This window comes from Methylovirgula ligni (assembly GCF_004135935.1).
GTDB lineage: Bacteria > Pseudomonadota > Alphaproteobacteria > Rhizobiales > Beijerinckiaceae > Methylovirgula > Methylovirgula ligni.
Genome location: NZ_CP025086.1, coordinates 161,149 through 183,251, shown reverse-complemented (window position 1 = coordinate 183,251; position 22,103 = coordinate 161,149). Strand labels below are relative to the sequence as shown.

Genomic DNA, 22,103 nt, shown 5'->3' with positions numbered 1-22,103 from the left:
TCTTTGACCCTGGAAAGCCGGGCTCAGGGCTTCGCTCTTGCCGAAACGGCCATTGCCGCCGGCTTCCGGCTGCGTGCTTTCGAGACCATAGGCTCGACCAACGATGCGGCGCTGGACCTCGCGGCGGGTGGCGCTTCAGCTAACCGGACCTGGATCGTCGCGCGGGCGCAAACAAAAGGACGCGGCCGGCATGGGCGCCAGTGGCAATCGCCGCCCGGCAATCTCTACGCCAGCCTTCTGCTGATCGATGAGGTGACGCCGCGCGCTGCACCGCAACTCGGCTTCGTCGCCGGAGTGGCTTTGGCGCATGCCCTGCGGCGGCTCAGCCCCGACGGCACCCGGATCAGGCTCAAATGGCCGAACGACATCCTGCTTGATGACGCCAAACTGGCGGGGATTCTTGCCGAGGGGCGGGCGCTGGCGCAGGGCTACGCCGCCGTCATCGGCCTCGGCGTCAATTGCCAATCCTGCCCGCCGGATTTGCCTTACAGGGCGGCGGCCTTTATCGACACGGGCGCGGCGCGGCACAGGGCAGAGGATGTTTTCCTTCTGCTCTCCGAAGAAATGACGAACTGGCTTGGCTTCTTCCAGCAGGGCTTTGACGTAATCCGCGCGGAATGGTTAAGGCTTGCTGCGGGAATTGGCGGCGAGATCAAGGTAACGACGACAGCGCGGCAATTCGCAGGAACGTTTGAATCAATCGATGCCGATGGGCGCTTGGTGCTGCGGGATGCGCAGGGCGTTCACGTGATCGAGGCCGGGGACGTGATTCTCGGCCATTGAGCAAGGTGGAGTGGATGGACGGGGCTGATAGTGAACTGGTCTTTGTAGCGCTCGGAGGGCTCGGCGAAATCGGGATGAATGTCGCGCTCTATGGCATCGGCCCGCGTCGCAAGCGCAAATGGCTGATGGTCGATTGCGGCCTCGCCTTCGCCGATCCGGAAAAAGCCGGCATCGAGATCATTCTGCCGGACCTCGCTTTCGTCGAGAAGATCAAACGTGACCTTGTTGGTCTCGTCATCACTCATGCGCATGAGGACCATATCGGCGCGGTCGCGGACCTGTGGCCGCGCTTTCGCTGTCCGCTCTTCGCGACGCCCTTCGCCGCGGCGCTTCTGGCAGCGCGCCTCGAAGGTCTGGCCAATGCGCCGGAAATCAACGTCTCGACGGTGAAGCAGGGCGGCCGCCTGAAGCTCGACCCTTTCGATGTCGAATTCATCTCCATGGCGCATTCGATCCCCGAAAGCTGCGCGCTCGCGATCCGCACGCCGCACGGCACAGTTCTGCACACCGGCGATTGGAAGATCGATCCCGAGCCGGGGCTTGGCCTGCCGACGGATTCCGCCCGTCTGACCGAGATCGGCGACGAGGGCGTGCTCGCGCTTGTTTGCGATTCCACCAATATCCTGCGCGAGGGCGTGAGCCCCTCGGAGGCCGACGTCGCTTTGGCGTTGCGCGACGTGATCGGCGAGGCGCGCGGGCGCGTCGTGGTCACGACTTTCGCCTCCAATGTCGCGCGCATTCGCGCCGTCGCGCTGGCGGCCAAGGCTGCCGGCCGCAAGGTCGTGCTTCTCGGCCGCGCGATGGAGCGCGTCGTCAATGTCGCGCGCGAAAGCGGCTTCCTCGAGGGGGTCGATCCGTTTCTCTCGGGTGAATCTTATTCCTCGCTTCGGCGAGAGGAGATGGTTCTGCTTGCGACCGGCAGTCAGGGCGAAAGCCGCGCCGCGATGGCGCGGATCGCTCTTGACGATCATCCGATCGCCAAGCTTTCACCGGGCGATACGGTGATTTTTTCCTCGCGCACGATTCCCGGAAACGAGCGCGAGGTCGGCCGCATCATCAACAATCTCGTCAAGCAGGGCATCGAGGTCATCACCGATCGCGCTGGGCTGGTTCACGCCTCGGGCCATCCGCGCCGCGGCGAGGTCGCGCAACTCTATGGATGGGTACGTCCGAAGATCGTCGTTCCCGCGCACGGCGAAGAGCTTCATCTCGCCGAACATGCGCTCTTTGCCGCCGAACGCGGCATCGAGACGGTGGTCAAGGCGCGCAATGGTGATGTGGTTCTGCTTGCGCCGGGAGACCCTGCGATCGTCGATGAAGTGCCGCATGGCCAGCTCGCGCGGGACGGCAGCATTCTTCTGCCATTGGAGAGCGAGCCTGTCAGAGCGCGCCAGAGGCTCGCCTTCGCCGGTGTCGTGACGATCGCCCTCGCCATCGATCGGAAGGGCGAAATGGCCGGCGTGCCGGATGTTGCGCTCACGGGCCTGCCAGAAAAGACGGAAGCCGGTGTCAGCCTTGATGAGATCGTCGACGCCGCAGTCTTCCAGACGTTCGATTCCCTGCCGCGGCCAAAGCGCCGCGATGCCGATGTCGTCTCCGGTGCCGTCGAAAAGGCGGTGCGTGCGGCTGTCGGCGTCGTCTGGGGCAAGAAACCGACGGTGAATGTGCTGGTCATCGAAATTTAGCGGCCGCATGGACAACTTCGGGGCAAAACTGTAAAATTGCTTAGCTTTTTGATGCTGTTCGAGTGGCGTCGCGGCGGCCCTGAGCGCGAATGATGAATTTTGTCGATCCTAGCAGGCGCGATAGACAAACAGCCGAGGCGGAATCCGCCGATCAGCACATCGAAAAGCTGACCAGGGTCAATCGCGCGCTCGTGCGCCGCGTCGAACGCGCGTTGGGCCAGCCGGAAAACGCGTCCTCGTTGTTCCAGGCAGCGATCGCGCTCGGCGCCGAGGCCAAGGCGCGCACCGAAGAGCTCAAGGATACGCTCGCGCAATTGGAGCGCTCCAACCTCGATCTCAAGCGCGCGCGCGATGTCGCCGAGCGCGCCGATCGCATCAAGACGGGCTTTTTCACCGCTGTCGGACACGACGTATTGCAGCCGCTGCAAGCCGCGCGCCTGACGTTGTCGGCGCTGGCCGAGATGGAGGAAGGCCTGCCGGGCCAGCAACTCGTTGGACAGGTCGATCATGCGCTGTCGATTGTCGAGGATCTGCTGCGTACAATTCTCGATCTGTCGCGGCTCGAGTCCGGCGCCTTGCGGCCAAATATTCAGCCTGTCGATCTCAACGAGATTTTCAATTCCGTTGTCGTCGGCCTGCTGCCGCTCGCTGCTGCGAAGGGGATCTCGCTGCGCTATCGGCCGACCCGGATGTGGGTGATGTCCGATCCGATCATGCTGCGGCGGATCGTTCAGAATCTGGCGGCCAATGCGGTGCGCTACACGCACGTGGGCCATGTGCTGATCTGCGCGCGGCCGCGCGGCGCCGATGCCTGTGTCGCCGTCTACGACACCGGGCCGGGAATCGCCGCGCGCGAGCGGGAAGTGATCTTCCAGGAGTTCGAACGCGGCGAAGCCTCCGAGCGCGACGGAAGTCTCGGATTCGGGCTTGGACTCTCGATCGTGCGGCGGATGAGTGCCGCGCTTGGCCACGAGCTTTTCCTGCGTTCGGCAGAGGGTCGCGGCTCGTGCTTCGGCCTGCGCGCGAAACGGGCCGCCGCAATGGCGCGTCAGCCGGGCCGAACGAGCCAGTCGCCGGTGCAGCAGGTGAAATTGTCCGGACGCGTGGTTGTCGTCGAGAACGATCCCGCCGTCGCCGCCGGTATGGTGACGCTGCTGAAGCAATGGGGGTGCGAGACGCGCGCCGTTCGCAATTTCAGCGAGGCCAGCGATCTCGCGGGTGGCCCGGCGCCGGACATCGTTCTCGCGGATTATCATCTCGACGATCACGAAACCGGCCTCAAGTCCGTGCGCCTGCTCCGCAAGGTGTTTGGCGCCCGGCTTCCCGCCATCGTCGTGACGGCCGATCGCACACCGGAAGTCGCCAAGGCCGTGCTGAGCGCCGGTTGCGAGATCATGCTGAAACCGGTGAAGCCGGCTGAGATGCGCTCGCTGATCGCTCATCTTTTACGGAAGAGCTGAGGCGGCCCGAAGGCGTAGTTTTCTCTGTTGCATACGCCGAAAGTCCAATGGCGCGCGGCGTGCCGGCTTTTATGATGCAGATGCCCCGCCGGTGTGAGGGTTGGGCGCCGCGGCGCCGCGCCAACAGGGACTTTTTTAAATGCTCGTACCGGATGTTATATCTGCGGAAACCAAGCGATTGGGGCAGACGATGCTGGAGCGATTTTTAATCGTCGACGATCACCCGCTGTTTCGCGAGGCGTTGCAGAACGCCATCCATCTCGCGTTTCCCGTCGCGGAGATTTTGGAGGCGAGTTCGATCGAAGCGGCGCAAAAAATCCTCGAAACCGAGGAGAACATCGATTTGCTGCTGCTCGATCTGACGATGCCGGGCACGCGCGGTTTCGAAGGGCTTCTCGCCTTGCGGCGGCAGCGCCCACGTTTGCCGGTGGTGGTGGTTTCCGGGCTCGAGGACAGCCGCATCGTCGGCGAGGCATTGGCCTGCGGCGTCGCGGGCTTCATTCCGAAATCCGTGCGCAAGCCGGAACTCGCCGCGGCCATCCGCAATGTCATGAACGGCATGGTCTATGTGCCGGAATGGTATGCGCCAGACTCGCCTTCGCCGGCCAGCGAGGGGCCGAGCGTCGCCGCGCGCCTCAAAACGCTGACGCCGCAGCAATTGCGTGTGCTCGAGATGCTGCGCCAGGGCAAGCTCAACAAGCAGATCGCGCATGAACTGAGCGTTGGCGAGACGACGGTGAAGGCGCACATCACCGAGATCTTCCGCAAGCTCAACGTCCACAGCCGGACGATGGCGGCGATGCAATTATCGAAGGTCGATTTCGCGGCCGTCCTGGCCGACGCGGGGATCGCCGATAAGCGCCCACGCTCCGCGTCGGACGCTTAGGCGACCTTGCGCGGTTAGCGGCGAACCAATTGCGCCGACTGAAGGCCGGGCCGGTAATCGCGATAGCAGGCCGCCCAAATCTGGCGCCGCTCCGTCACGGAGATATTGAGCCGCTTCACCCAATAGTCCTGCTCTGCACGGCTCAGGCCGCGAACGTCGTCGCAAGTAAAGGCCATCGCGGAAGACGACAGAATGGTGATGGAGACGAGAGCTGCAGCGAAGCCGCCGCAGATATTCGTAATATTCAATTTCAATTTGCGGTTTATCGAAAGCATCATTTCTCCTCTATAGCCATAAGCCCGCAAGAGCCCGGCTCTTGAAAATCTTCACGAAGCTTTGAATGGCGCGCATATTCGCGACAAAAAAGGCTCAATTTTGTCGAGACGAGCCGAATCAACTTCCGCAGACCGCTTATTCCACGCTCATATACGTTGATTCACAACGTGAAATGCCATTCACGGCAGTTTTGTGTGAAATTTATCGACAGTTTCTGACGTTGGGGAGTTTGTATAGGCCGCTGCCTGATAGGGCGGGCGGTAGCTTTGCGGCCGATCAGCCGATGCGGGGACCGGCGCGACGCGCGCCGTCCCCGAGGCCGGATCGGGCGCGCGGGGCACGCGCCCGTATTTCAGCTATTGTCCTTCGCGACTCTTCACCACCGCGTCGATCTTGGCCTTGATGGCCTGGAGATTGAAAGACGCAGGGGCTTGCATAGGCGGATATTCGATGGCCGTCTGGACCAAGGCCCCAACCTTCTGCTGCACAAGCACGAAGCGCCAGAATTCGCGTGCCAGGAAGTCGTTCATATAGCCGCCGCCCAGATCATTGAGCGTCTCGCCGCGGACGGACGGCGTTCGTTCGAACGGGTCCTGCCGAAGATTGACGATAGTGGGCATATCCGTCGTCACCTTCTCGCCCGGCCACCCAAAGGGTTGCTGGATGAACTGGAACTTGAAATCGTCGATGCGGATGGCACCAAGTTGCGCTTCACCGAAATAGAATATTTCGTGCCGCGCCGAGGGTCCGTTGCCCGTAAGTAAATCGATTTGATTATAGCCATCCAAATGGTTCTTGTAGGTGCGCTCGCCGAGTTGCACACCTGCGAGCAATTGCTCGCTGATGTTCGGATTGCCGGCCGCGGCCGCAAAAGTTGGTAGCCAATCGAGACCTGAAAAGATGCCGTTCTCGACCGAGCCGGGTTTTATCTTCCCCGGCCAGCGGATAATCGCCGGTACGCGGAAACCGCCTTCGTATACTGTGCCCTTTGTCGCGCGGAATGGCGTCATGCCGCCATCGGGCCAGGTGAAGACTTCCGCGCCGTTGTCCGTCGTGAAAACGACGATCGTATTGTCGGCTTCGCCGATATCGTCCAAATGTTTTAACAACGCGCCGACGGAATCGTCCAACTGGGCCATGCCGGCTTCTTCGACGTTGTAATTGCTGTTGTAGTTCATCAACGCCTGATATTTTTCCGACAGGTACGTAAAGACGTGCATGCGCGTCGTATTGTGCCAGATGAAGAACGGTTTGCCGTCCTGTTTGGCTTTGTCCATGAATCCCTTGGTGTGATCGACGAGCACCTCGTCGAAGGTTTCCATATCGTATTTGGCGGGGCGACCTTTTTGCCAGAACTGATGATCGGCGCTCATGTTCGGGAAGGGAGGGAGCGGGCCTTCGTCAGTTATTTTCTGCTTCCCGACGCGACCCCAACGCGGTTCCTCGGTCGGATCGTCCACATCCGTCGCGTAGCAGTGAACCAGATTGCGCGGTCCATATTTGTCGAGCCAATCCTGCGGATAGTCGAACCAATAGGGATCCGACATCGCATCGAGGTGATACAAATAGCCAAAAAATTCGTCGAAGCCGTGCAGCGTCGGCAGATATTTGTTCTTGTCGCCGAGATGGTTTTTGCCGAATTGCCCCGTTGCATAGCCGAGCGATTTGAGAACTGTCGCGATCGTGATGGCCTGGTCCGGCAGGCCGACATCCGCTCCTGCCTGACCGACCGTCGTCATGCCTGTCCGCAGTGGAATCTGGCCGGTGATGAAATTGGCGCGGCCAGCGGTACAGCTTGCCTCGGCATAATAGTCGGTGAAGCGCATGCCCTCGGCGGCGAGCTTGTCGAGGTTGGGTGTTTTGCCGGACATGATGCCCTGATGATAGGCACCGATATTAAACCAGCCGACGTCATCGCCCATGATAACGAGAATGTTCGGCTGCTTGCCTGATGGCGCGGCCGATGGCTGCTGCGCGCGTGCGACTTCCGGCGGAACGCCCGAGGCCAGTGCTGACGCGGCGGCGAGTGCGGTTCCCGATAAAAGAATCGCACGGCGGTTTATTCCATCGCTTGGTTTTTGGATTTGGCTTTTCGAATCCTCAGTTGAATCGTCACCGGGCTTCATAATGCTGCTCCTATCGAACGATGCATTGGAACCAAAATGACTTGTCGAAGTGTCGCAGCTCAGAACGATATGGCGCGCGGAGTTGGCGCAGAGAGCTGCTCTACGAGAGTTCAGCAGTTCAGCGCCATGGAATGTGCGAGGACGCACAGACGCTTCCGGGTGTGATCTTTGTTGGGTCTGTGACCTGCATGATGATCGCCGCGTCCCGCAGGTTCGCCCTGCTATCAAACGACGTGGATCCTTTCGCGCTCAGGGCGCGGAGTGTCTTGAAGTGAGTTGAAGCGGCTCGCCCGGCAGCGAACATCTACAAATTCGGGCTATCGCCTTTCGTCCGCTGATCGGATCAAAAGACGGCTGCCCTTGCCGGCGGTCTTTTTAACGGAACGGCTTATTTAACTGATTGGCTTGATGGTGGGCGCGACAGGGATTGAACCTGTGACCCCTCCCGTGTGAAGGGAGTGCTCTCCCGCTGAGCTACGCGCCCTCAGTTCCGCGAGGGTTTACGCATCCCGGTATGGGCAAGTCAAGCCGTGCCGCCGCAGCTCATGTCGAGGCTTTCCGCACGCCGCCGACGGCCGCGCCTCGGTCAATATCCGCCACGGCGTCCCACAACGCATCGAAATGCGAGATCACCCGATTGGGTTTGTAGGTCGCCACCGGATGGTCGGAATAGCCGAAATCGACCGCGACGACCGGAACCCCGGCGTTCTGCGCCGTTTCGATATCGGTCTTCGAATCCCCAACCATGACGGCATTGTCGTGCCGGCCGCCGGCCTTTTCGATCGTCATCAGCAGCGCGCGGCCGTCCGGCTTGCTCATCGCAAATGTGTCCTTGCCGCAGATCGCCGCGAAACGGTCGGCGACGCCGAGGGCTTTCAGGAGAAGAACGGAGGATTGAGCGATCTTGTTGGTGCAGACCGCAAAGCGCCAGCCGGCATCCTCGAACTGGTCGAGCGCCGCGAGAACGCCGGGAAAGAGCGTCGAGGCATCGGCGATATGCGCGTTGTAATGGACCAGAAAGTCGTCGAACATCTGGTCGATCTTCGGCTTGGGCAGCGAAACCCCGGCATGCGCCAGCGCGCGCTCGATCATCAGCCGGGCGCCGCCGCCGACCATGGCGCGCGCCGACTCATAGGTCACAGGCGCAACACCGATCTCCGCCAGCACCTGATTGAGCGTTGCGACGAGGTCCGGGGCGGTTTCGGCAAGCGTGCCATCGAGATCGAAGACGAGAAGCGGTTGGGTCATGGGGCAGGGCATAAGCATCTTGCGTTGCGGGATCAAGCATTCGCGCCATCGCGCGCGGCGACCGCAGTTTTGACCGCCACCGGTATAGAATAGGGCCGATTCGCAGAACCGGAGCCTCCAATGCCGAGATTTTTCCCGCCTGCCGCTCTCTGTCTGGCCATTGGCCTGTTTAGCCTCGGCGCGGGCGGTGCCTTGGCCGGGAATTACGATTTTCTGGCGGCGCCGGAACGGGATTTGAACCGCGTCTATCGGCTCGATCGCGCCACGGGGGAGGTCGGCGCCTGCCAATATGGGCTCAAGGAAGGAACGGTCGGCGTCACGCTCTGCTACGAGCCGGGGCAGGGTGCAGGTCCCCAGGGACCGAGCGATTATGCTCTTGTCGCCTCGAGTCATGAACGCGAAGGCGGCGTGTTCCGCGTCGATTTGCGCAACGGCCTGATGTCGATCTGCTACGTCCTCAACGATAAAGTCGTCTGTACGCCGCTCGCGAAATAGGGCCGTCCTGTTGACGCGTGGCGGGCGAGAGCCTAGCTGGCCATTATGAGCAATGCGGATGAATTGAAGCGGCAGGCCGCGGCCAAGGCGCTCGAACTTGTCGAGCCCGGTATGCGCCTCGGCCTCGGCACCGGCAGCACGGCGACGCATTTTGTCGCCTTGCTGGGCGAAAGAGTGGCGCAGGGGCTTCAGGTCATCGGCGTGCCGACCTCGGAGCGTACGCGCGCCCAGGCCGAATCGCTCGCCATCCCGCTCGCCGATCTCGACACTTTGCAGACCCTCGATCTCACCGTCGACGGCACCGATGAATTCGACCCGGCCCTGCGGCTCATCAAAGGCGGCGGCGGGGCGCTGCTGCGCGAGAAGATCGTCGCCGCTGCCTCAAATCGCATGGTCGTCATCACCGATTCCTCGAAGGCGGTGCAGACGCTTGGGAAGTTTCCGCTGCCGGTCGAGGTCAACCGCTTCGGCGTCGAGGCGACGCGCCATCTCATCGCGCGAGAATCCGCACTGGCTGGCAGCTCCGGCGAAATACGCTTGCGCAAGGAGGCCTCGGGCGCGCCTTTTGTGACCGATGGCGGCCATTACATTTTCGATTGCGCCTTCGGAATCATTCCAGCGCCGGAGGATCTCGCGGCGCGGCTGACCGCCATTCCCGGCGTCGTCGAACACGGGCTGTTCCTCGGCCTTGCCAGCGCCGTCATCTCTGCCGGGGCGCAGGGCGTCACCGTTTATGGGAGCCTGGTCTGATGGCGGATTACGATGTCGATCTCTTCATCATCGGCGCCGGCTCCGGCGGCGTGCGCGCCGCCCGGATCGCCGCTGGCTATGGCGCGAAAGTCATGCTGGCGGAGGAATTTCGCGTCGGCGGCACCTGCGTCATCCGCGGCTGTGTCCCGAAAAAACTAATGGTCTATGCGAGCCGCTTCGCCGACGCCTTCGCCGATGCGGAAGGTTTTGGCTGGACGCTCGGCTCGGCCGCTTTCGATTGGTCGAAGCTCGTCGCGGCGAAAGAGAAAGAGATCACGCGTCTTTCGGCCATCTATCGCGCCAATCTCGAAAAGGCCGGCATCACGCTGATCGAGAGCCGCGCTTTGGTCGAGGATGAGCACAAGGTGCGGCTGCTCGCCGACGGCCGCACCATCTCGGCCAAGGTGATTCTTGTCGCGACCGGCGCGGCGCCCTTTCTCGGGCCGGACGTGCCAGGCCGCGAGCTCGCCATCACCTCGAACGAAATCTTCGATCTCAAGCAACAGCCCAAGCGCATTCTCATCGTCGGTGGCGGCTATATCGCCGTCGAGTTCGGCGCCTTGCTGCGCCGCCTCGGCAGCGAAGTCACCATCGCCCTGCGTGGCGAGAACATCCTGCGCGGCTTCGATGACGATCTGCGCGCGGCTTTGCGCGACGCATTAAGCGAAACCGGGATTGTCTTTAAATTCGAGAACATGCCGACGCGCCTTGAGAAGAAAGGCGAGGCCATCAGCGTGACCTTGGCCAAGGGCGAAACGCTCGTTGTCGATCAGGTTCTGCTTGCGACGGGGCGGCATCCGAACACCCGCGGTCTCGGCCTCGAAAAGCTGGGCGTGCGCCTCGATGGCGTCGGCGCGGTCTGCGTCGATCCCTATTCGCAATCCTCGGTGCCGTCGATCTACGCCGTCGGCGATGTGACGAACCGTCTGGCGCTGACGCCCGTCGCGATCCGCGAAGGCCATGCGTTTGCCGATACGGTCTTCAGCGGCACGGCGCGCGCCATCGATCATTCCAATGTTCCGACCGCGGTGTTCACGACGCCGGAACTCGGCACGGTCGGCCTCACCGAGGCCGAGGCGCGGTTGAAGCACGCGGTCGTCGATGTGTTCCAGACGCAGTTTCGGCCGCTCAAGGCGACTCTGTCGGGCCGGGCGGAAAAGGTCTTCATGAAGATCATCGTGGATGGCGAGACGGACCGCGTGCTGGGCGTCCACATTCTCGGCGACGATGCCGGCGAGATGGCGCAACTCCTCGGAATCGCTGTTAAAATGGGAGCCACAAAGGCCGATTTCGACGCCACGACCGCAGTGCATCCGACCTCCGCCGAGGAATTGGTGACACTGCACAGCCGCCGTGCCCGCTACGAGCAGGTCAAGCTCGACCCCGGTGAGGCAGCGGCGCTGATGGACGAGGAACGAACGTCGTAAGCCATTTTAAATCAGCAATATAGGCTTGCGCGGGCGGTTTGGTTGACGAGTGTCGCCAAGCATCACATATCGTGTTAACAGCAGCCGCTGAAATTCGTTCTCATCAATTGCATCGCGCCGGCACTTCGCGGCGCTTCGGATCGTGTCATGCCTCTCGAACCCTGGTCGCCCAAAAACTGGCGGACAAAGCCCATTCAGCAGGCGCCGGATTATCCGGACGCGCAGGCTCTTGCCGATGTCGAGCGCCAGCTCGCCTCGTTCCCGCCGCTCGTCTTCGCCGGTGAGGCGCGCAAGCTGAAGGGGCTGCTCGCCAAGGCGTCGAAGGGTGAGGCTTTCCTCTTCCAGGGGGGCGATTGCGCCGAGAGCTTCGCCGAACATGCGGCGGACAATATCCGCGATTTCTTCCGCGTCTTCCTACAGATGTCGGTGGTGATGACCTTTGGCGCCGCGCTGCCGGTGATCAAGGTCGGCCGAATTGCCGGGCAATTCGCCAAGCCGCGTTCCGAGGCTTTCGAGAAGAAAGGCGATGTGTCGCTGCCGAGCTATCGCGGCGATATCGTCAATGACATTGCCTTCACCGAATCCGCGCGCGTGCCGGACCCGCAGCGCCAGCTCGATGCCTATCGCCAGTCCGCCGCGACGCTCAATCTGCTGCGCGCCTTCGCTTCGGGTGGCTATGCCAATCTTGAGAACGCGCATCGCTGGATGCTCGGCTTCATCAAGGACAGCCCGCAGTCCGCGCGCTATCAGGAATTGGCCGACCGCATCACCGAGACGCTCGGCTTCATGCGGGCGATCGGGCTTGATCCGGAATCGCATCAGGAATTGCGGCAGACGGATTTCTACACCTCGCACGAGGCTTTGCTGCTCGGCTTCGAGGAGGCGTTGACGCGCGTCGATTCGACGACGGGCGATTATTACGCCACGTCCGGCCATATGCTCTGGGTTGGCGACCGCACGCGCCAGCTCGACCATGCACATATCGAATATCTGCGCGGCATCGAAAATCCGCTCGGGCTTAAATGCGGTCCGTCGCTGACGCCGGAAAATCTGCTGCAACTCATCGACCGGCTGGATCCCGCGAACGAGCCGGGTCGGCTCACCTTGATCTGCCGTTTCGGTGCCGACAAGGTCGGCGATCATCTGCCCAAGCTCATCCGCGCCGTTCAGCGCGAGGGCCGGCATGTGCTCTGGGCCTGCGATCCGATGCACGGCAATACGATCAAGGCGGCCTCGGGTTACAAGACGCGGCCGTTCGATCGTATCATGAGCGAAATCCGCAGCTTCTTCGCCGTACATCATGCCGAGGGCACTTATGCCGGCGGCGTGCACCTCGAAATGACCGGCAAGAACGTCACCGAATGCACCGGCGGCGCGCGGGCGATCTCGGAGTCCGATCTCTCCGACCGCTATCACACCTATTGCGATCCGCGTCTCAACGCCGAGCAGGCGATCGAGGTGGCGTTCCTGGTGGCGGAGCTTTTGAAGGCGGAGCGTCTGCAACGCCCGCCGGCGGTCGTCGCGGCGGAATAACACAGCTCAAGCGCTGCTTATCGTTACGCCAGTCCCCATGGGGGCTGGCGGCGATGCTTCGCGGAGAATTTTCTTCCATGCTATACGAGTCCTGTTCGGCGGCCATGAGAGCTGCAGCACAGGAGGAAATTCATGGCGTGGAAATTTGCGATTGCGATGCTGAGCGCATTGGCTTTCTCAGCGCCGGCCTTTGCCACCGGGATGACGAATTACACCGGCCATCACGCTTGCGCGTCCGGCGGCAAGAAAGGCGGTTGTATGGAGCACCATTACACCGGCCATCACGCTTGCGCATCCGGCGACAAGAAGGGCGGGTGCATGACGCATCACTCGATGGGGCATCACGCTTCGCCGTCGGGTGACAAAAAGAGTGGCGCGATGCACTAGTCGCGCGGCGCGCGCGCTTCTTTCCGGCCGGGCGCTCTACGTGCTCGGCCGCTCCTTTTCGCGCATCGTCATTTCCGTTCCGCGCCAGACGAAATCGTTGACCAGCCAGGCGTCGAAATAGACGACCGGCAACATCAGATCGCGCAGCAGAAAGAGGAACGGCAGGCGCCAGGAGAAATGCCATCTGTTGGAGAGCGCGAGCGCCGTCTCACCGCTATAGAGTATGGCGAGAACCAGCGCGGCGCCGGCCAGCGGCGTGACCCCGAAGAGACCGGCGGCATAGGCGCCGATGATCGCGGGCGTGGCGGAGCCGGAGAGAAGCTCCGGGAAGAAATGCAGCGGGAACGTCTTGCGCCGCATGCGCGCCCAGCGGATTTGGCGGCTCCAGACGTCGCCGAGCGTCCGCTTGCCCAGCGGCTGCGGGAAGGGGCTGTCGACGAGATTGATCTCGAGGCCCGCGGCGCGCACCACTTTGGTCGAGGCGGCGTCCTCCGCGATCTCCGCTGCGAGGGCGCGGATGCCGCCCGCGTCGTCCAGAATATCGCGGCGCCAGAGCATGTTCTTGCCCTGGGCGAATCCGGTGCCGACGCCGTCCGCCGCATATTGCCAGCGCGCCTGATAGGTATTGAGGAAAGCGATCTCGAGTTCGGCCCAGAGATTCTGCGGATGTGATCCCTGCGGCATCGAGCAGACAAGGCCGGTCGTCGGCTGCCAGGCGGCAAGGAGCCGCTGGATATAATCACGCGGCATAAGCACGTTGGAATCGGCGAGGATGACCCATTCGTGCCTGGCCGCCTCCCAGCCGCGCACGCAATTGTTAAGCTTGGGATTGGCGCTTATGCGCTCGTCGCCGATGATCAGTGTCGCCGGAACTGCGGGATTGGCCGCGATCAGCTTTTGCAGGACCGGGATAACGGGGTCGTTGCTGCGGGCGACGCAGAAAATGACCTCATAGGAAGGGTAATCGAGCTTGAAGCTCGAGCCGAGCGTTTCCTCGCAGAAATTGTCGATACCGCAGCAGGGACGGACGATGGATACGCCCGGCGAATCCGGGGCCGGCGGCAGCGGCGTCGCGCGGGGCTTGGAATTGCGGATTGCAATGCCGTCGCTGATCAGGTTGAGGACAACGAGAACAAGACAGATAAGGGCCAGGGCCCAGGCTAGCGTCATCAGCGGCGCCTCCGCACCTTTTCAGTTTGCCCACATTGGCCCGCGAACGCAATCCAACGGCGGCATGGAAACCTGCAACCGGGCATCAGCCTTGCGGTCTGGCGGTTGCGAGGGTAGGCCGTAAACGAAAGGAAAATCATGCCGCCCGTTGTCCGCTTTGCTCCCTCGCCCACTGGCCGAATCCATATCGGCAATGTCCGTACGGCGCTCATCAACTTTCTTTTTGTAACGAAAGACCGTGGCCGATTCATTTTGCGTTTCGATGACACTGATGTGGCCCGCTCCAAACAGGAATATGCCGAGGCGATCGAGGAAGACCTCAAATGGCTTGGGATCGCGCCCGATCTAATCGTCCATCAGTCCAAGCGGTTCCCGCTTTATGACGCGGCGGCGGCGAAATTGCGGGGCGTCGGACGACTCTACCCCTGCTACGAGACGGCCGAGGAACTGGAGCGCCGGCGCAAACGCCAGCAGGCGCGCGGCCTGCCGCCGATCTACGATCGCGCCGCCCTGACCCTGACCGAGGCCGACCGGGCAGCGCTGGAAGCGGCCGGCCGCCGGCCGCACTGGCGCTTTCTGCTCGATCATGTGGTTGTGCACTGGGACGATCTCGTCCGCGGCGCGAGCCATATCGACTGCGCCTCCCTGTCCGACCCGGTGCTGGTGCGCGAGGACGGAACCTATCTTTATACGCTGCCCTCCGTCGTGGACGACCTCGACCTCGAGATCAGCCATATCATCCGCGGCGAAGACCACGTCACCAATACTGCCGTGCAAATCCAGCTCTTCGAGGCACTCGGCGGCGCAAACGCGGCGCCGGTCTTCGGCCATCATAATTTGCTGACGACCGCCTCGGGCGAGGGGCTCTCGAAGCGCAGCGGCGCATTATCGATCGGCACGCTTCGGGAGGAGGGGATCGAGCCGCTCGCGGTCGCCGCCTGCGCCGTGCTGACCGGAACCTCGGACTCGGTTCATCCCGTGCAATCGCTCGACGAACTCGCCGCGGATTTCGATTTCTCGCATGTGAGCCGCAATCAGGCGCGGTTCGATCCCGCGGAGTTAAAGACGCTTTCCGCGCGGACGCTGCACCAGATGTCCTTTGCGGCCGCCGCCGGCCGTCTTGCACTCGCGGGCATCAGCGGGCCGAACGCGGAAGCCTTCTGGTTCGCCGTGCGCGGCAATCTCGAAACCTTCGGCGATGTCGCGATCTGGTGGGCTGTCGTCGAGGGGACGATCGCCCCGGCCATTGAGGACGCGGATTTTATCGCCGCCGCGCGGGCGCTGCTGCCCGCCGAGCCGTGGAATCAGACGACCTGGGCCGAATGGACAAATCTGTTGAAAACTCAAACGAATCGGAAAGGCCGGGCGCTCTACCACCCGCTGCGGCTGGCGCTGACCGGGCGGGAGCAAGGGCCGGAACTTGCCGCCCTGCTGCCGCTGATCGGCCGGGCTAAGGCTGAGGCCCGACTATCCGGACGCGCTGCTTGACGCCTTCGGGCGTGGTGATTTCCGTCGTCTGTCCCGCGCCCTGCGGATAGGAGCTCTGGTTCTTGACGTTGCCCGCGGAAATGCCGGCGGAATCGGTGCTCGCGGTCGGCACCTGCGCGGCGGCGGCGGCGTCCTGATCGATGATGTCCTGATCGCTGGTGTCGTCCGCGGCGGGGACTGGGGCGCGCTTCTTCTTTTTGTCCGGTGTCGCTGCCGTCGGGCGCGCCATCTCGTCGGACTTCTCCTGCGTGACGACGAATTCGCCCTTCTTGCTGTGGCTCAGCATGGCTTCCGCGCCAGCCAGCGTATCGCCCCAGGTGGCGCCCTGCGCGCGGCAGGTGCAGGAGGCGTCGAGCGACTTCTGGTATTTGAGCGCGGCCGGCAGGCTCATATAGGCTTTGCCGTCGAGCCCGACCGCCGTCTGGATCACCTGGCCGGGCACCCGCGAATAGACGCTGACCTCAGCATTCGGGCAGGAGGCCTTGCAGAAGTCAGACAGCGTCTCCTGGTCGCGCCCCGGGGCGTCCGTGATCGGGAAAAAGGCGCCGTCGCAATGGCGCACGCAGAGCATTTCCGAACCGCCCGTCGGCTGTCCCGGCTGGTCCGTCGCCGGCAGCGCATCGGGCGAGGGAACGTCGGCGATATCGGGCTCGTTGCTCTGCTGCGTGGGGCCGCCGAACAGGCCGCCGAGGAAGCCGCCCTGCGTTGCCGTCTGCTGACGGCAATAGGCGTTGTAACTGGCGACCATCTGCCGGCGCTGCGGCGAATCGAGCATGCCGCGGGCGCTGCCTTCGAGTTGCGCGAGACTGGCCCGCAATTGCGCGATTTGCGCGTTGATCTGGCCGCACTGTGCCGGCGGTGGCGAGCCGAAAAATATGAATTGCTGACGGTCGCAGCCGATCTTGTGCGCATAGTCCGCAGTGCGCTGAAGCCCCGCTCGTTGGCTGCGGATCGTCCCGGCATAGGGGTTGGCGCGGGCGTTCGACCGGTCGAGCCCGGCGATCTGAGCGCGCAGGCCGGCGCAATCATAGCCCTGAGCGAAGGCCGCGCCGGACAGAGCCGCAAATAGTGCGATCGCGGCCGCCAGACGCGCGGCGGCAAAGCCTCGGAAAGCAAAAAGCCGGCGTGGGGAACGCTTCATCCAAACCTCGTCGGGCGAAAGCTGCGGGCTGGATGAGAGGCCCGCGCAAGGGGGAGGCCCGAACCGCGCCCGCAGCGGAAAATCAACGCGCCGATCCGTCCCTGCCTTTAGCCATGCGACCGCGACCTTTTCATGGCCGGCCGCGGCTATCGCGCCGCTGCTTAGAGCGTGTTCCGGAAAAGTTGCATGACTTTTCCGATGAGAACACGCTCCGACGTATTGAATCGGCGCGATTTCTTGTCGACCGGATGATTCCATCCGGTCGGAAAGCGCGCTAGTGCAGCAGGCGCTTGAGGCCGGCGATGCCTTGCTCGACGAGTTCGTCGCCATAGGCACCCTGCGCTTGCGTCTTCAGCACGATCTCCGAGGCCTTGGCCGCGGCATCGGTCGCGGCGTCGCGCACTTGCGCCAATGCCTGCGTTTCGGCGGAGGCGATCTTGTCTTCCGCCTGCTTCGTGCGCCGCTGGACGAAATCAGCGACGCGGGCATGGGCTTCCTTGGCGATGAGTTCGGCTTCGACTTGCGCCTGGGCGATAATGGCCTTGGCTTCCTCTTCCGCCTGCTTCTTCTTCACGACAAAAGAGGCGAGCAAATCCTCGGCTTCCTTGCGCAGGGAGATCGCTTCGTCGAGCTGCGCCTTCACCCGCGCGCTGCGCTTGTCGAGGGCATCCGCGATCTTCTTGTGCAGGCCGAAATAGCCAAGCAGGCCGACAAAAGCGATGAAGGCGATAGTATCCCAGAATTCGGCATCGAAATGCATGGGGCGGCTCCCTCTGCTCTAGGCTTTGAGCTTGGCGATGGCGCCGGCGATGGCGGCCGCGTCGGCTGGCTTGCCGGTGATATGTTCGACAATGGCCGCCGCGGTTTCCTGCGCGATCTGATCGACATTGGCCATAGCCTTGGCCTTCGTCTCTTCGATTTGCTTTTCGGCGGCGGCGAGTTGAGCGCCGAGTTCGGCCTCAAGGGTGTGGCGCTTGGCGTCGGCTTCCGCGGCGAGGCGGGTTTGGGTTTCCTGCGCGAGCGCCTGTGCATCGGTGCGGGCGTTGTCCAGGGTCTTTTGATAATCGGTGGCGGCCTGATCCGCCTCCTTGCGCTTGGCATGCGCGGCGAGCACGTCCGTATTGATCTTGTGGTGACGCGCTTCAAGGATACCGGCAACGCGCGGCAGGGCGATACGCGACATCAGCCAATAGAGCAGGCCGAAGGTCAGCGCGAGCCAGATCAGCAGCGACGCAAAATTGGTCGTATCGAATGGCGGAAATTGCTGCTGGGCCGGCTGGGCCTGGCTGGCTGTTGTTTGGGCCGTACCTTCTGCCATTTTCGAGTCCTGCAAAATGAATGAAGCGCGAGCCGCCGGAAGCAGCTCGCGCCGTTGAGATCAATGAAGTGCGAACAAAAGCAGCAGCGCAACGAGGAAGGCGAAAAGCCCGAGCGCTTCCGCCAAGGCGGCGCCGACGAAGGCGCGACCGAACTGCGCATCCGACGCCGTCGGGTTGCGGAGTGCGCCCGACAGGAAGTGGCCGAACACCAGACCCACGCCGATAGCGGCGGCACCCGTACCGACGGCGGCGAGACCGGCGCCGATATATTTGCCCGCCGTGACGATGTCGCCGGGGCTCGCGATTGCATCTACCATATTTAAAACTCCTGCATGTATTGAAGGGCGACCGATCTGTTGTTGCGCTCTTTATTCAGTGGCCCGGATGAATTGCGTCGTTGAGATAGACGCAAGAAAGGATGGTGAAGATGTAGGCTTGCAAAACCGCAACGAAGAGTTCGAAGCCCAGGAGTACGACATTGGCGAGGAAGGGCAGCGGTGCGACGATCCACGTGGCAGCACCGGCGCCGAGCAGCGCGGCGACGAAACCTGCCATCACCTTCAGCGTGATATGGCCGGCCAGCATGTTGGCGAAGAGACGGACGGAGAGGGTGACTGGCCGTATCAGGAAGGAAATAACCTCGATGACGACGATGAACGGCAAAAGCCATATCGTGACGCCCGACGGCACAAACAGCTTCAGAAAGTGCAGGCCGTGCCTGGAGACGCCGACTGCGATCACGACAAGAATAATCCCGATCGCCAGCGCGAAGGTGATGACGATCTGACTGGTGATCGAGAAGCTGAAGGGCAGGAGGCCGAGCAGGTTGCAGGCCAGGACGAACATGAAGATCGTGAAGATCAGCGGGAAGAATTTCATGCCCTCGTTGCCGGCGGTCATGCGCACGGTCGAGGCGACGAATTCGTAAGACATTTCGGCGGCCGATTGCAGCCGTCCGGGAACGATCGAACGCTGTGAGGTGCCGATCAGCATGACGATGCTGACGAGCGCGACGACCAGTATCATGAACAGCGAAGCATTGGTGAAGCTGACATCGAGCCCGAAGAGATGCACAGGCACGAACGGCTCGACAGTAAATTGATGAATAGGATCCATTGCGAAACCTGCACCCCTTAAACCAGCCCGCGGCGCCGCGGCGCTACGTTTATTCTGCCTTCACCCGGCGCGCGGCGGCTTTGGGCCGGCCGTGATCCGATAAATGTTCACCAGCCCCGCCACCATCCCCAAGAGCAGGAAGATGATGAGAAAGATCGGACCCGTATGGACCCATTTGTCGATTTGCCAGCCGATAAGCGTTCCGACGAGAATCGCCGAGAAGAATTCGACAAGCACACGAAACCCAATATTTGACGCGCTCAGCTCTTGGCCGGAAAGCTCCGGCACTTTGATCCCATCCGGCTCGGCCGAATTTTGATGCTGCTCGAGTGCGTTTGATAATCTGGAAAGCCGCGCCTGCAAGGCGGCGTCTTCGCCCGCGTCGTGCCCCCCGTTGGTGTGACCGGCTTCGCTCCGGCCGTCCGAACCCTCGTCTTTTGCCATCGCCAATCCGCCTTCCTGGAAGCGGGACTGGCGCTCTATAATGTGCTCCCGCGCAAAAAGCGAGATGGATGAGAAGACACGCTGCGTCTTGCCAGGCCCTGCTTTGCCGGAGAAAGCGGCGGCACCATAAAAATGCCCCCTGCCGCTGTCAAGCTGCCGAAGTGTTGTTCTAAGGCTATGAAGACATTTGATTTTCCGGTGTACTTGTCGCCGAGAAGCCGGATGTGACAAAAGGTTGGGCATGGCCGGCTGACGAGCCTGCGCCGAATCTTATTTTTGGCGCAGGCTGGCGAAGAATTTCCGGCCCGGTAACGTGAAAGCGCCTCTGTGACGGACGTGCCTTCTTTCTCTCAGGAAACCGTGGTGGCGCGGCCGGAAGATCGGCTGTTCGCAATCGCCGACCCTTTTTGGCGCAGGGCCCGGCGTCGGTTTCCGCAACTGCTGTTGGCCTGTCTGCTGCTGCACCTCACGGTGCTGCTGTTTTTGTTTCTTGCCGACCAGCCGGACAAGAACATCGCCGCGCCGGAGAAGGAGATTCCGGTTCAGGTGGTCATCGAACCGCCGCCGCCCCCTCCGCCACCGCCGCCGAAGCCGGAACAGAAGAAGCCCGAGCAGCCGAAGCCGAAACCGCCGCAATATGAGCGGGAGGAAAAGCCCGCCTTCGACGCGCCGCGCGCGCCGAATCAGGAGACGATCAAGCGCGAGGCGCTTGACGACCAGACCCGCGCGCCGGTGATGGCGAAACCCGCGCCCGCCAACGATACCAAACCGACGCCCGACGTGCCGAAGCCGGCTCAGAACGCCGCTCCCGAGGCCGCGCAGCAGACGACATCGCCGCAGGAGCAGAAAGACGACAAGGACGCCGAGGCCTTGTCGAAAGCGGCGCCGATCAAGGACAAGAAGACCGCCGTGCGCATGCGGCAGGCAAAGCGCCATGCGCCGCTGCCGGACGACGAGCGCGGTGCCGTCGCGCGCGAGCTCGCGTCACTGATGCCGTCGCCGAATTACACCTTCGCCGCCAAGACCGAAGTCTCGCCGGTTAACGGCGGCACGGAGGACATGCGTTATCTCTCCGTCCTCTTTGGCCTGATCATGCGTCAGCGCCATTTCCCGACACGGATCATCCACGACGATATCGAGGTCGTCGTCGCCTTTTGGGTCGACGATTCCGGGCATCTGGTCCAGAGCGAACTCTATCGCACCAGCGGCTATCCCGAATTCGACCAAGAGGCGGTTGCCGCGGTTCGCCGGGCCGCGCCGTTTCCGCAGCCGCCTTATGGCGAGCCGCATGGATTCATCGCCAAGATGGATTTCCCGGCGCGCTGATGCCGAAAAGAAAACGCTCTCCCCCGTCGGGGGAGAGCGCTTCACGACGAGAAAAGACTGCTTACTGCGCCAGAGCGTCCGCGCCGGCCTTGTAGATGCCGTCGATTACCTTCTGCGCGTCGGCATCGCTCGTGCCCTTCACGGCCTTGTATTTGCCGGTCCAGATGACATCGGAGCCCGTGCCGTCGGCGACGACCTTGATGGTCGAAATATAGTTCTTCACCGGCAGCGGGCTGGAGACGATGCGATAGACGTAGTCATGGTGGCCCTTGTCCCACTTCACCAGGCGCTCGACGATCGTGCCGCCGCCTTTCAGCGTCAGGGTACGGATCTTGTTGCCATGCGAGAGTTCGCATTTCGCGACGGCGGGGTGCCAGGTGCCGATGCCGCAGAAATCGCCGACTTTCGCCCAGACGGCATCGACGGGGTGGGTGGACGCCGCCTTGTATTCCGACTCGATGGCAAAGGCTGACGCGCACGAAAACAACAACGCGACCGAACCGGCCGCGAGCACAAAAGCTTTCTTCATTGGGCGTTTCTCCATTTATTCCCACGGCTTTGAGCATTGGGCGGCGCACCTTAGCCTCGGGGGCAGGGGCGTGGCAATCCTGCGCCCGCGGTTCGATTTGCCCCTCTTTGGCTAAAAAAATCGCGCCAGGCGGGAACCTGGCGCGAGACACAAGCTCAGACGCTTGTGCTTAGTGATGCACGACGACGACGTGATCGTGGTGGTGATGGTGGTGGTGATGATGCCAATCATTACCGTGGTGGACGACGACGACATGGTCCGCCATGGCGGCCAGCGGTGCAAAAGCGACAGCCAAAACCAGCACGATCGCCGCGATCATTTTCTTCAACATCAGGCTTCCCCTTATGGTTATGTGAACCGCGCAAACCCCGCGAGTTCGCAAGTGAATATCAAAAATGCAGCATTAACCGCGACTGAACATGACTTTTGGGCGGGTCGCGGCAAGACTGGCCCGCGGGCCAAAGCTTGACGCTTTCCGCCTTTACCCAATGTTAGCGCGAGTGTTAATGCGGGC

Annotated in this window: 23 protein-coding genes and 1 tRNA gene; 12 read left to right on the top strand and 12 right to left on the bottom strand. The window is 62.4% G+C overall.

Annotated features, from left to right (window positions below):
* The first annotated feature begins 3 nt into the window (after positions 1-3).
* The 4 genes from CWB41_RS00825 to CWB41_RS00810 all read left to right on the top strand — a co-directional run bounded on the left by CWB41_RS00825 (position 4) and on the right by CWB41_RS00810 (position 4,814).
* Positions 4-783, top strand: a complete 780-nt coding sequence (locus CWB41_RS00825; protein WP_245411199.1) for a biotin--[acetyl-CoA-carboxylase] ligase — start codon at positions 4-6, stop codon at positions 781-783.
* A gap of 14 nt (positions 784-797) precedes the next feature.
* Complete coding sequence (locus tag CWB41_RS00820) at positions 798-2,468, top strand: ribonuclease J (RefSeq protein WP_115835861.1); 1,671 nt, start codon at positions 798-800, stop codon at positions 2,466-2,468.
* 89 nt (positions 2,469-2,557) lie between these two features.
* On the top strand, positions 2,558-3,928 hold the full coding sequence (locus CWB41_RS00815) for an ATP-binding response regulator (protein WP_245411200.1): 1,371 nt from the start codon (positions 2,558-2,560) through the stop codon (positions 3,926-3,928).
* Between the two features lie 190 nt (positions 3,929-4,118).
* Entirely contained in the window at positions 4,119-4,814 is a 696-nt protein-coding gene (locus CWB41_RS00810) for a response regulator transcription factor (protein ID WP_115835862.1), read from the top strand.
* A 14-nt stretch (positions 4,815-4,828) separates the two neighbouring features.
* Here CWB41_RS00810 and CWB41_RS00805 read toward each other — a convergent pair whose 3' ends face one another.
* From CWB41_RS00805 to CWB41_RS00790, 4 genes are all read right to left on the bottom strand, one after another.
* Entirely contained in the window at positions 4,829-5,092 is a 264-nt protein-coding gene (locus CWB41_RS00805) for a hypothetical protein (RefSeq protein ID WP_115835863.1), read from the bottom strand.
* Between the two features lie 354 nt (positions 5,093-5,446).
* On the bottom strand, positions 5,447-7,216 hold the full coding sequence (locus tag CWB41_RS00800; RefSeq protein ID WP_115835864.1) for an arylsulfatase: 1,770 nt from the start codon (positions 7,214-7,216) through the stop codon (positions 5,447-5,449).
* Positions 7,217-7,625: 409 nt separating this feature from the next.
* Positions 7,626-7,700 (bottom strand) — tRNA-Val (locus CWB41_RS00795).
* 59 nt (positions 7,701-7,759) lie between these two features.
* Complete coding sequence (locus tag CWB41_RS00790; protein WP_115835865.1) at positions 7,760-8,464, bottom strand: HAD-IA family hydrolase; 705 nt, start codon at positions 8,462-8,464, stop codon at positions 7,760-7,762.
* A gap of 120 nt (positions 8,465-8,584) precedes the next feature.
* Between CWB41_RS00790 and CWB41_RS00785 the strand changes: the two genes are divergently transcribed.
* The 5 genes from CWB41_RS00785 (at position 8,585) to CWB41_RS00765 (ending at position 13,056) form a co-directional block, all read left to right on the top strand.
* Positions 8,585-8,959: a hypothetical protein gene (locus CWB41_RS00785; RefSeq protein WP_245411202.1), complete on the top strand. Its 375-nt coding sequence runs from the start codon at positions 8,585-8,587 to the stop codon at positions 8,957-8,959.
* 45 nt (positions 8,960-9,004) lie between these two features.
* Complete coding sequence (gene rpiA, locus CWB41_RS00780; RefSeq protein ID WP_115835866.1) at positions 9,005-9,709, top strand: ribose-5-phosphate isomerase RpiA; 705 nt, start codon at positions 9,005-9,007, stop codon at positions 9,707-9,709.
* Positions 9,709-11,136, top strand: a complete 1,428-nt coding sequence (gor, locus tag CWB41_RS00775) for a glutathione-disulfide reductase (RefSeq protein ID WP_115835867.1) — start codon at positions 9,709-9,711, stop codon at positions 11,134-11,136. The genes rpiA and gor overlap by 1 nt, the downstream gene beginning before the upstream one ends.
* A gap of 147 nt (positions 11,137-11,283) precedes the next feature.
* Entirely contained in the window at positions 11,284-12,669 is a 1,386-nt protein-coding gene (locus CWB41_RS00770) for a class II 3-deoxy-7-phosphoheptulonate synthase (protein ID WP_115835868.1), read from the top strand.
* Positions 12,670-12,801: 132 nt separating this feature from the next.
* Positions 12,802-13,056 carry a hypothetical protein gene (locus CWB41_RS00765; RefSeq protein ID WP_115835869.1) on the top strand — a complete coding sequence of 85 codons (255 nt, stop codon included), beginning with the start codon at positions 12,802-12,804 and terminating at the stop codon, positions 13,054-13,056.
* A 36-nt stretch (positions 13,057-13,092) separates the two neighbouring features.
* On the opposite strand, the gene CWB41_RS00760 is transcribed toward CWB41_RS00765, so the two are convergent.
* Positions 13,093-14,226: a ceramide glucosyltransferase gene (locus tag CWB41_RS00760; RefSeq protein ID WP_115835870.1), complete on the bottom strand. Its 1,134-nt coding sequence runs from the start codon at positions 14,224-14,226 to the stop codon at positions 13,093-13,095.
* Between the two features lie 135 nt (positions 14,227-14,361).
* On the opposite strand from CWB41_RS00760, the gene CWB41_RS00755 reads away from it, so the two are divergent.
* On the top strand, positions 14,362-15,714 hold the full coding sequence (locus CWB41_RS00755; protein WP_165204423.1) for a glutamate--tRNA ligase: 1,353 nt from the start codon (positions 14,362-14,364) through the stop codon (positions 15,712-15,714).
* Here the strand turns inward: CWB41_RS00755 and CWB41_RS00750 are convergent.
* The 6 genes from CWB41_RS00750 to CWB41_RS16300 form a co-directional block, all read right to left on the bottom strand.
* Positions 15,677-16,855, bottom strand: coding sequence for a DUF2865 domain-containing protein (locus tag CWB41_RS00750; RefSeq protein ID WP_165203904.1), 1,179 nt, complete (start codon positions 16,853-16,855; stop codon positions 15,677-15,679). The genes CWB41_RS00755 and CWB41_RS00750 overlap by 38 nt on opposite strands.
* A gap of 274 nt (positions 16,856-17,129) precedes the next feature.
* Entirely contained in the window at positions 17,130-17,615 is a 486-nt protein-coding gene (locus CWB41_RS00745; RefSeq protein WP_115835873.1) for a F0F1 ATP synthase subunit B family protein, read from the bottom strand.
* 18 nt (positions 17,616-17,633) lie between these two features.
* A complete protein-coding gene (locus CWB41_RS00740; protein WP_115835874.1) occupies positions 17,634-18,173 on the bottom strand; it encodes a F0F1 ATP synthase subunit B family protein in 540 nt (179 codons plus the stop codon).
* A 60-nt stretch (positions 18,174-18,233) separates the two neighbouring features.
* Positions 18,234-18,491 (bottom strand): F0F1 ATP synthase subunit C, encoded by a 258-nt coding sequence (locus tag CWB41_RS00735; RefSeq protein ID WP_115835875.1) that lies wholly within the window; start codon positions 18,489-18,491, stop codon positions 18,234-18,236.
* A 55-nt stretch (positions 18,492-18,546) separates the two neighbouring features.
* Positions 18,547-19,290 (bottom strand): F0F1 ATP synthase subunit A, encoded by a 744-nt coding sequence (locus CWB41_RS00730; RefSeq protein WP_115835876.1) that lies wholly within the window; start codon positions 19,288-19,290, stop codon positions 18,547-18,549.
* Between the two features lie 60 nt (positions 19,291-19,350).
* A complete protein-coding gene (locus CWB41_RS16300) occupies positions 19,351-19,977 on the bottom strand; it encodes an AtpZ/AtpI family protein (protein WP_245411203.1) in 627 nt (208 codons plus the stop codon).
* Positions 19,978-20,070: 93 nt separating this feature from the next.
* Here CWB41_RS16300 and CWB41_RS00720 point away from each other — a divergent pair, with 93 nt between their 5' ends.
* The gene (locus CWB41_RS00720) at positions 20,071-21,060 is read left to right on the top strand and encodes an energy transducer TonB family protein (RefSeq protein ID WP_165203901.1); all 990 of its coding nucleotides are present in this window, start codon (positions 20,071-20,073) and stop codon (positions 21,058-21,060) included.
* A gap of 61 nt (positions 21,061-21,121) precedes the next feature.
* Here CWB41_RS00720 and CWB41_RS00715 read toward each other — a convergent pair whose 3' ends face one another.
* The gene (locus tag CWB41_RS00715; protein WP_115835879.1) at positions 21,122-21,589 is read right to left on the bottom strand and encodes an SRPBCC family protein; all 468 of its coding nucleotides are present in this window, start codon (positions 21,587-21,589) and stop codon (positions 21,122-21,124) included.
* Positions 21,590-21,764: 175 nt separating this feature from the next.
* Between CWB41_RS00715 and CWB41_RS00710 the strand changes: the two genes are divergently transcribed.
* Positions 21,765-22,058, top strand: a complete 294-nt coding sequence (locus tag CWB41_RS00710; RefSeq protein ID WP_129396364.1) for a hypothetical protein — start codon at positions 21,765-21,767, stop codon at positions 22,056-22,058.
* The last annotated feature ends 45 nt before the right edge of the window (positions 22,059-22,103 follow it).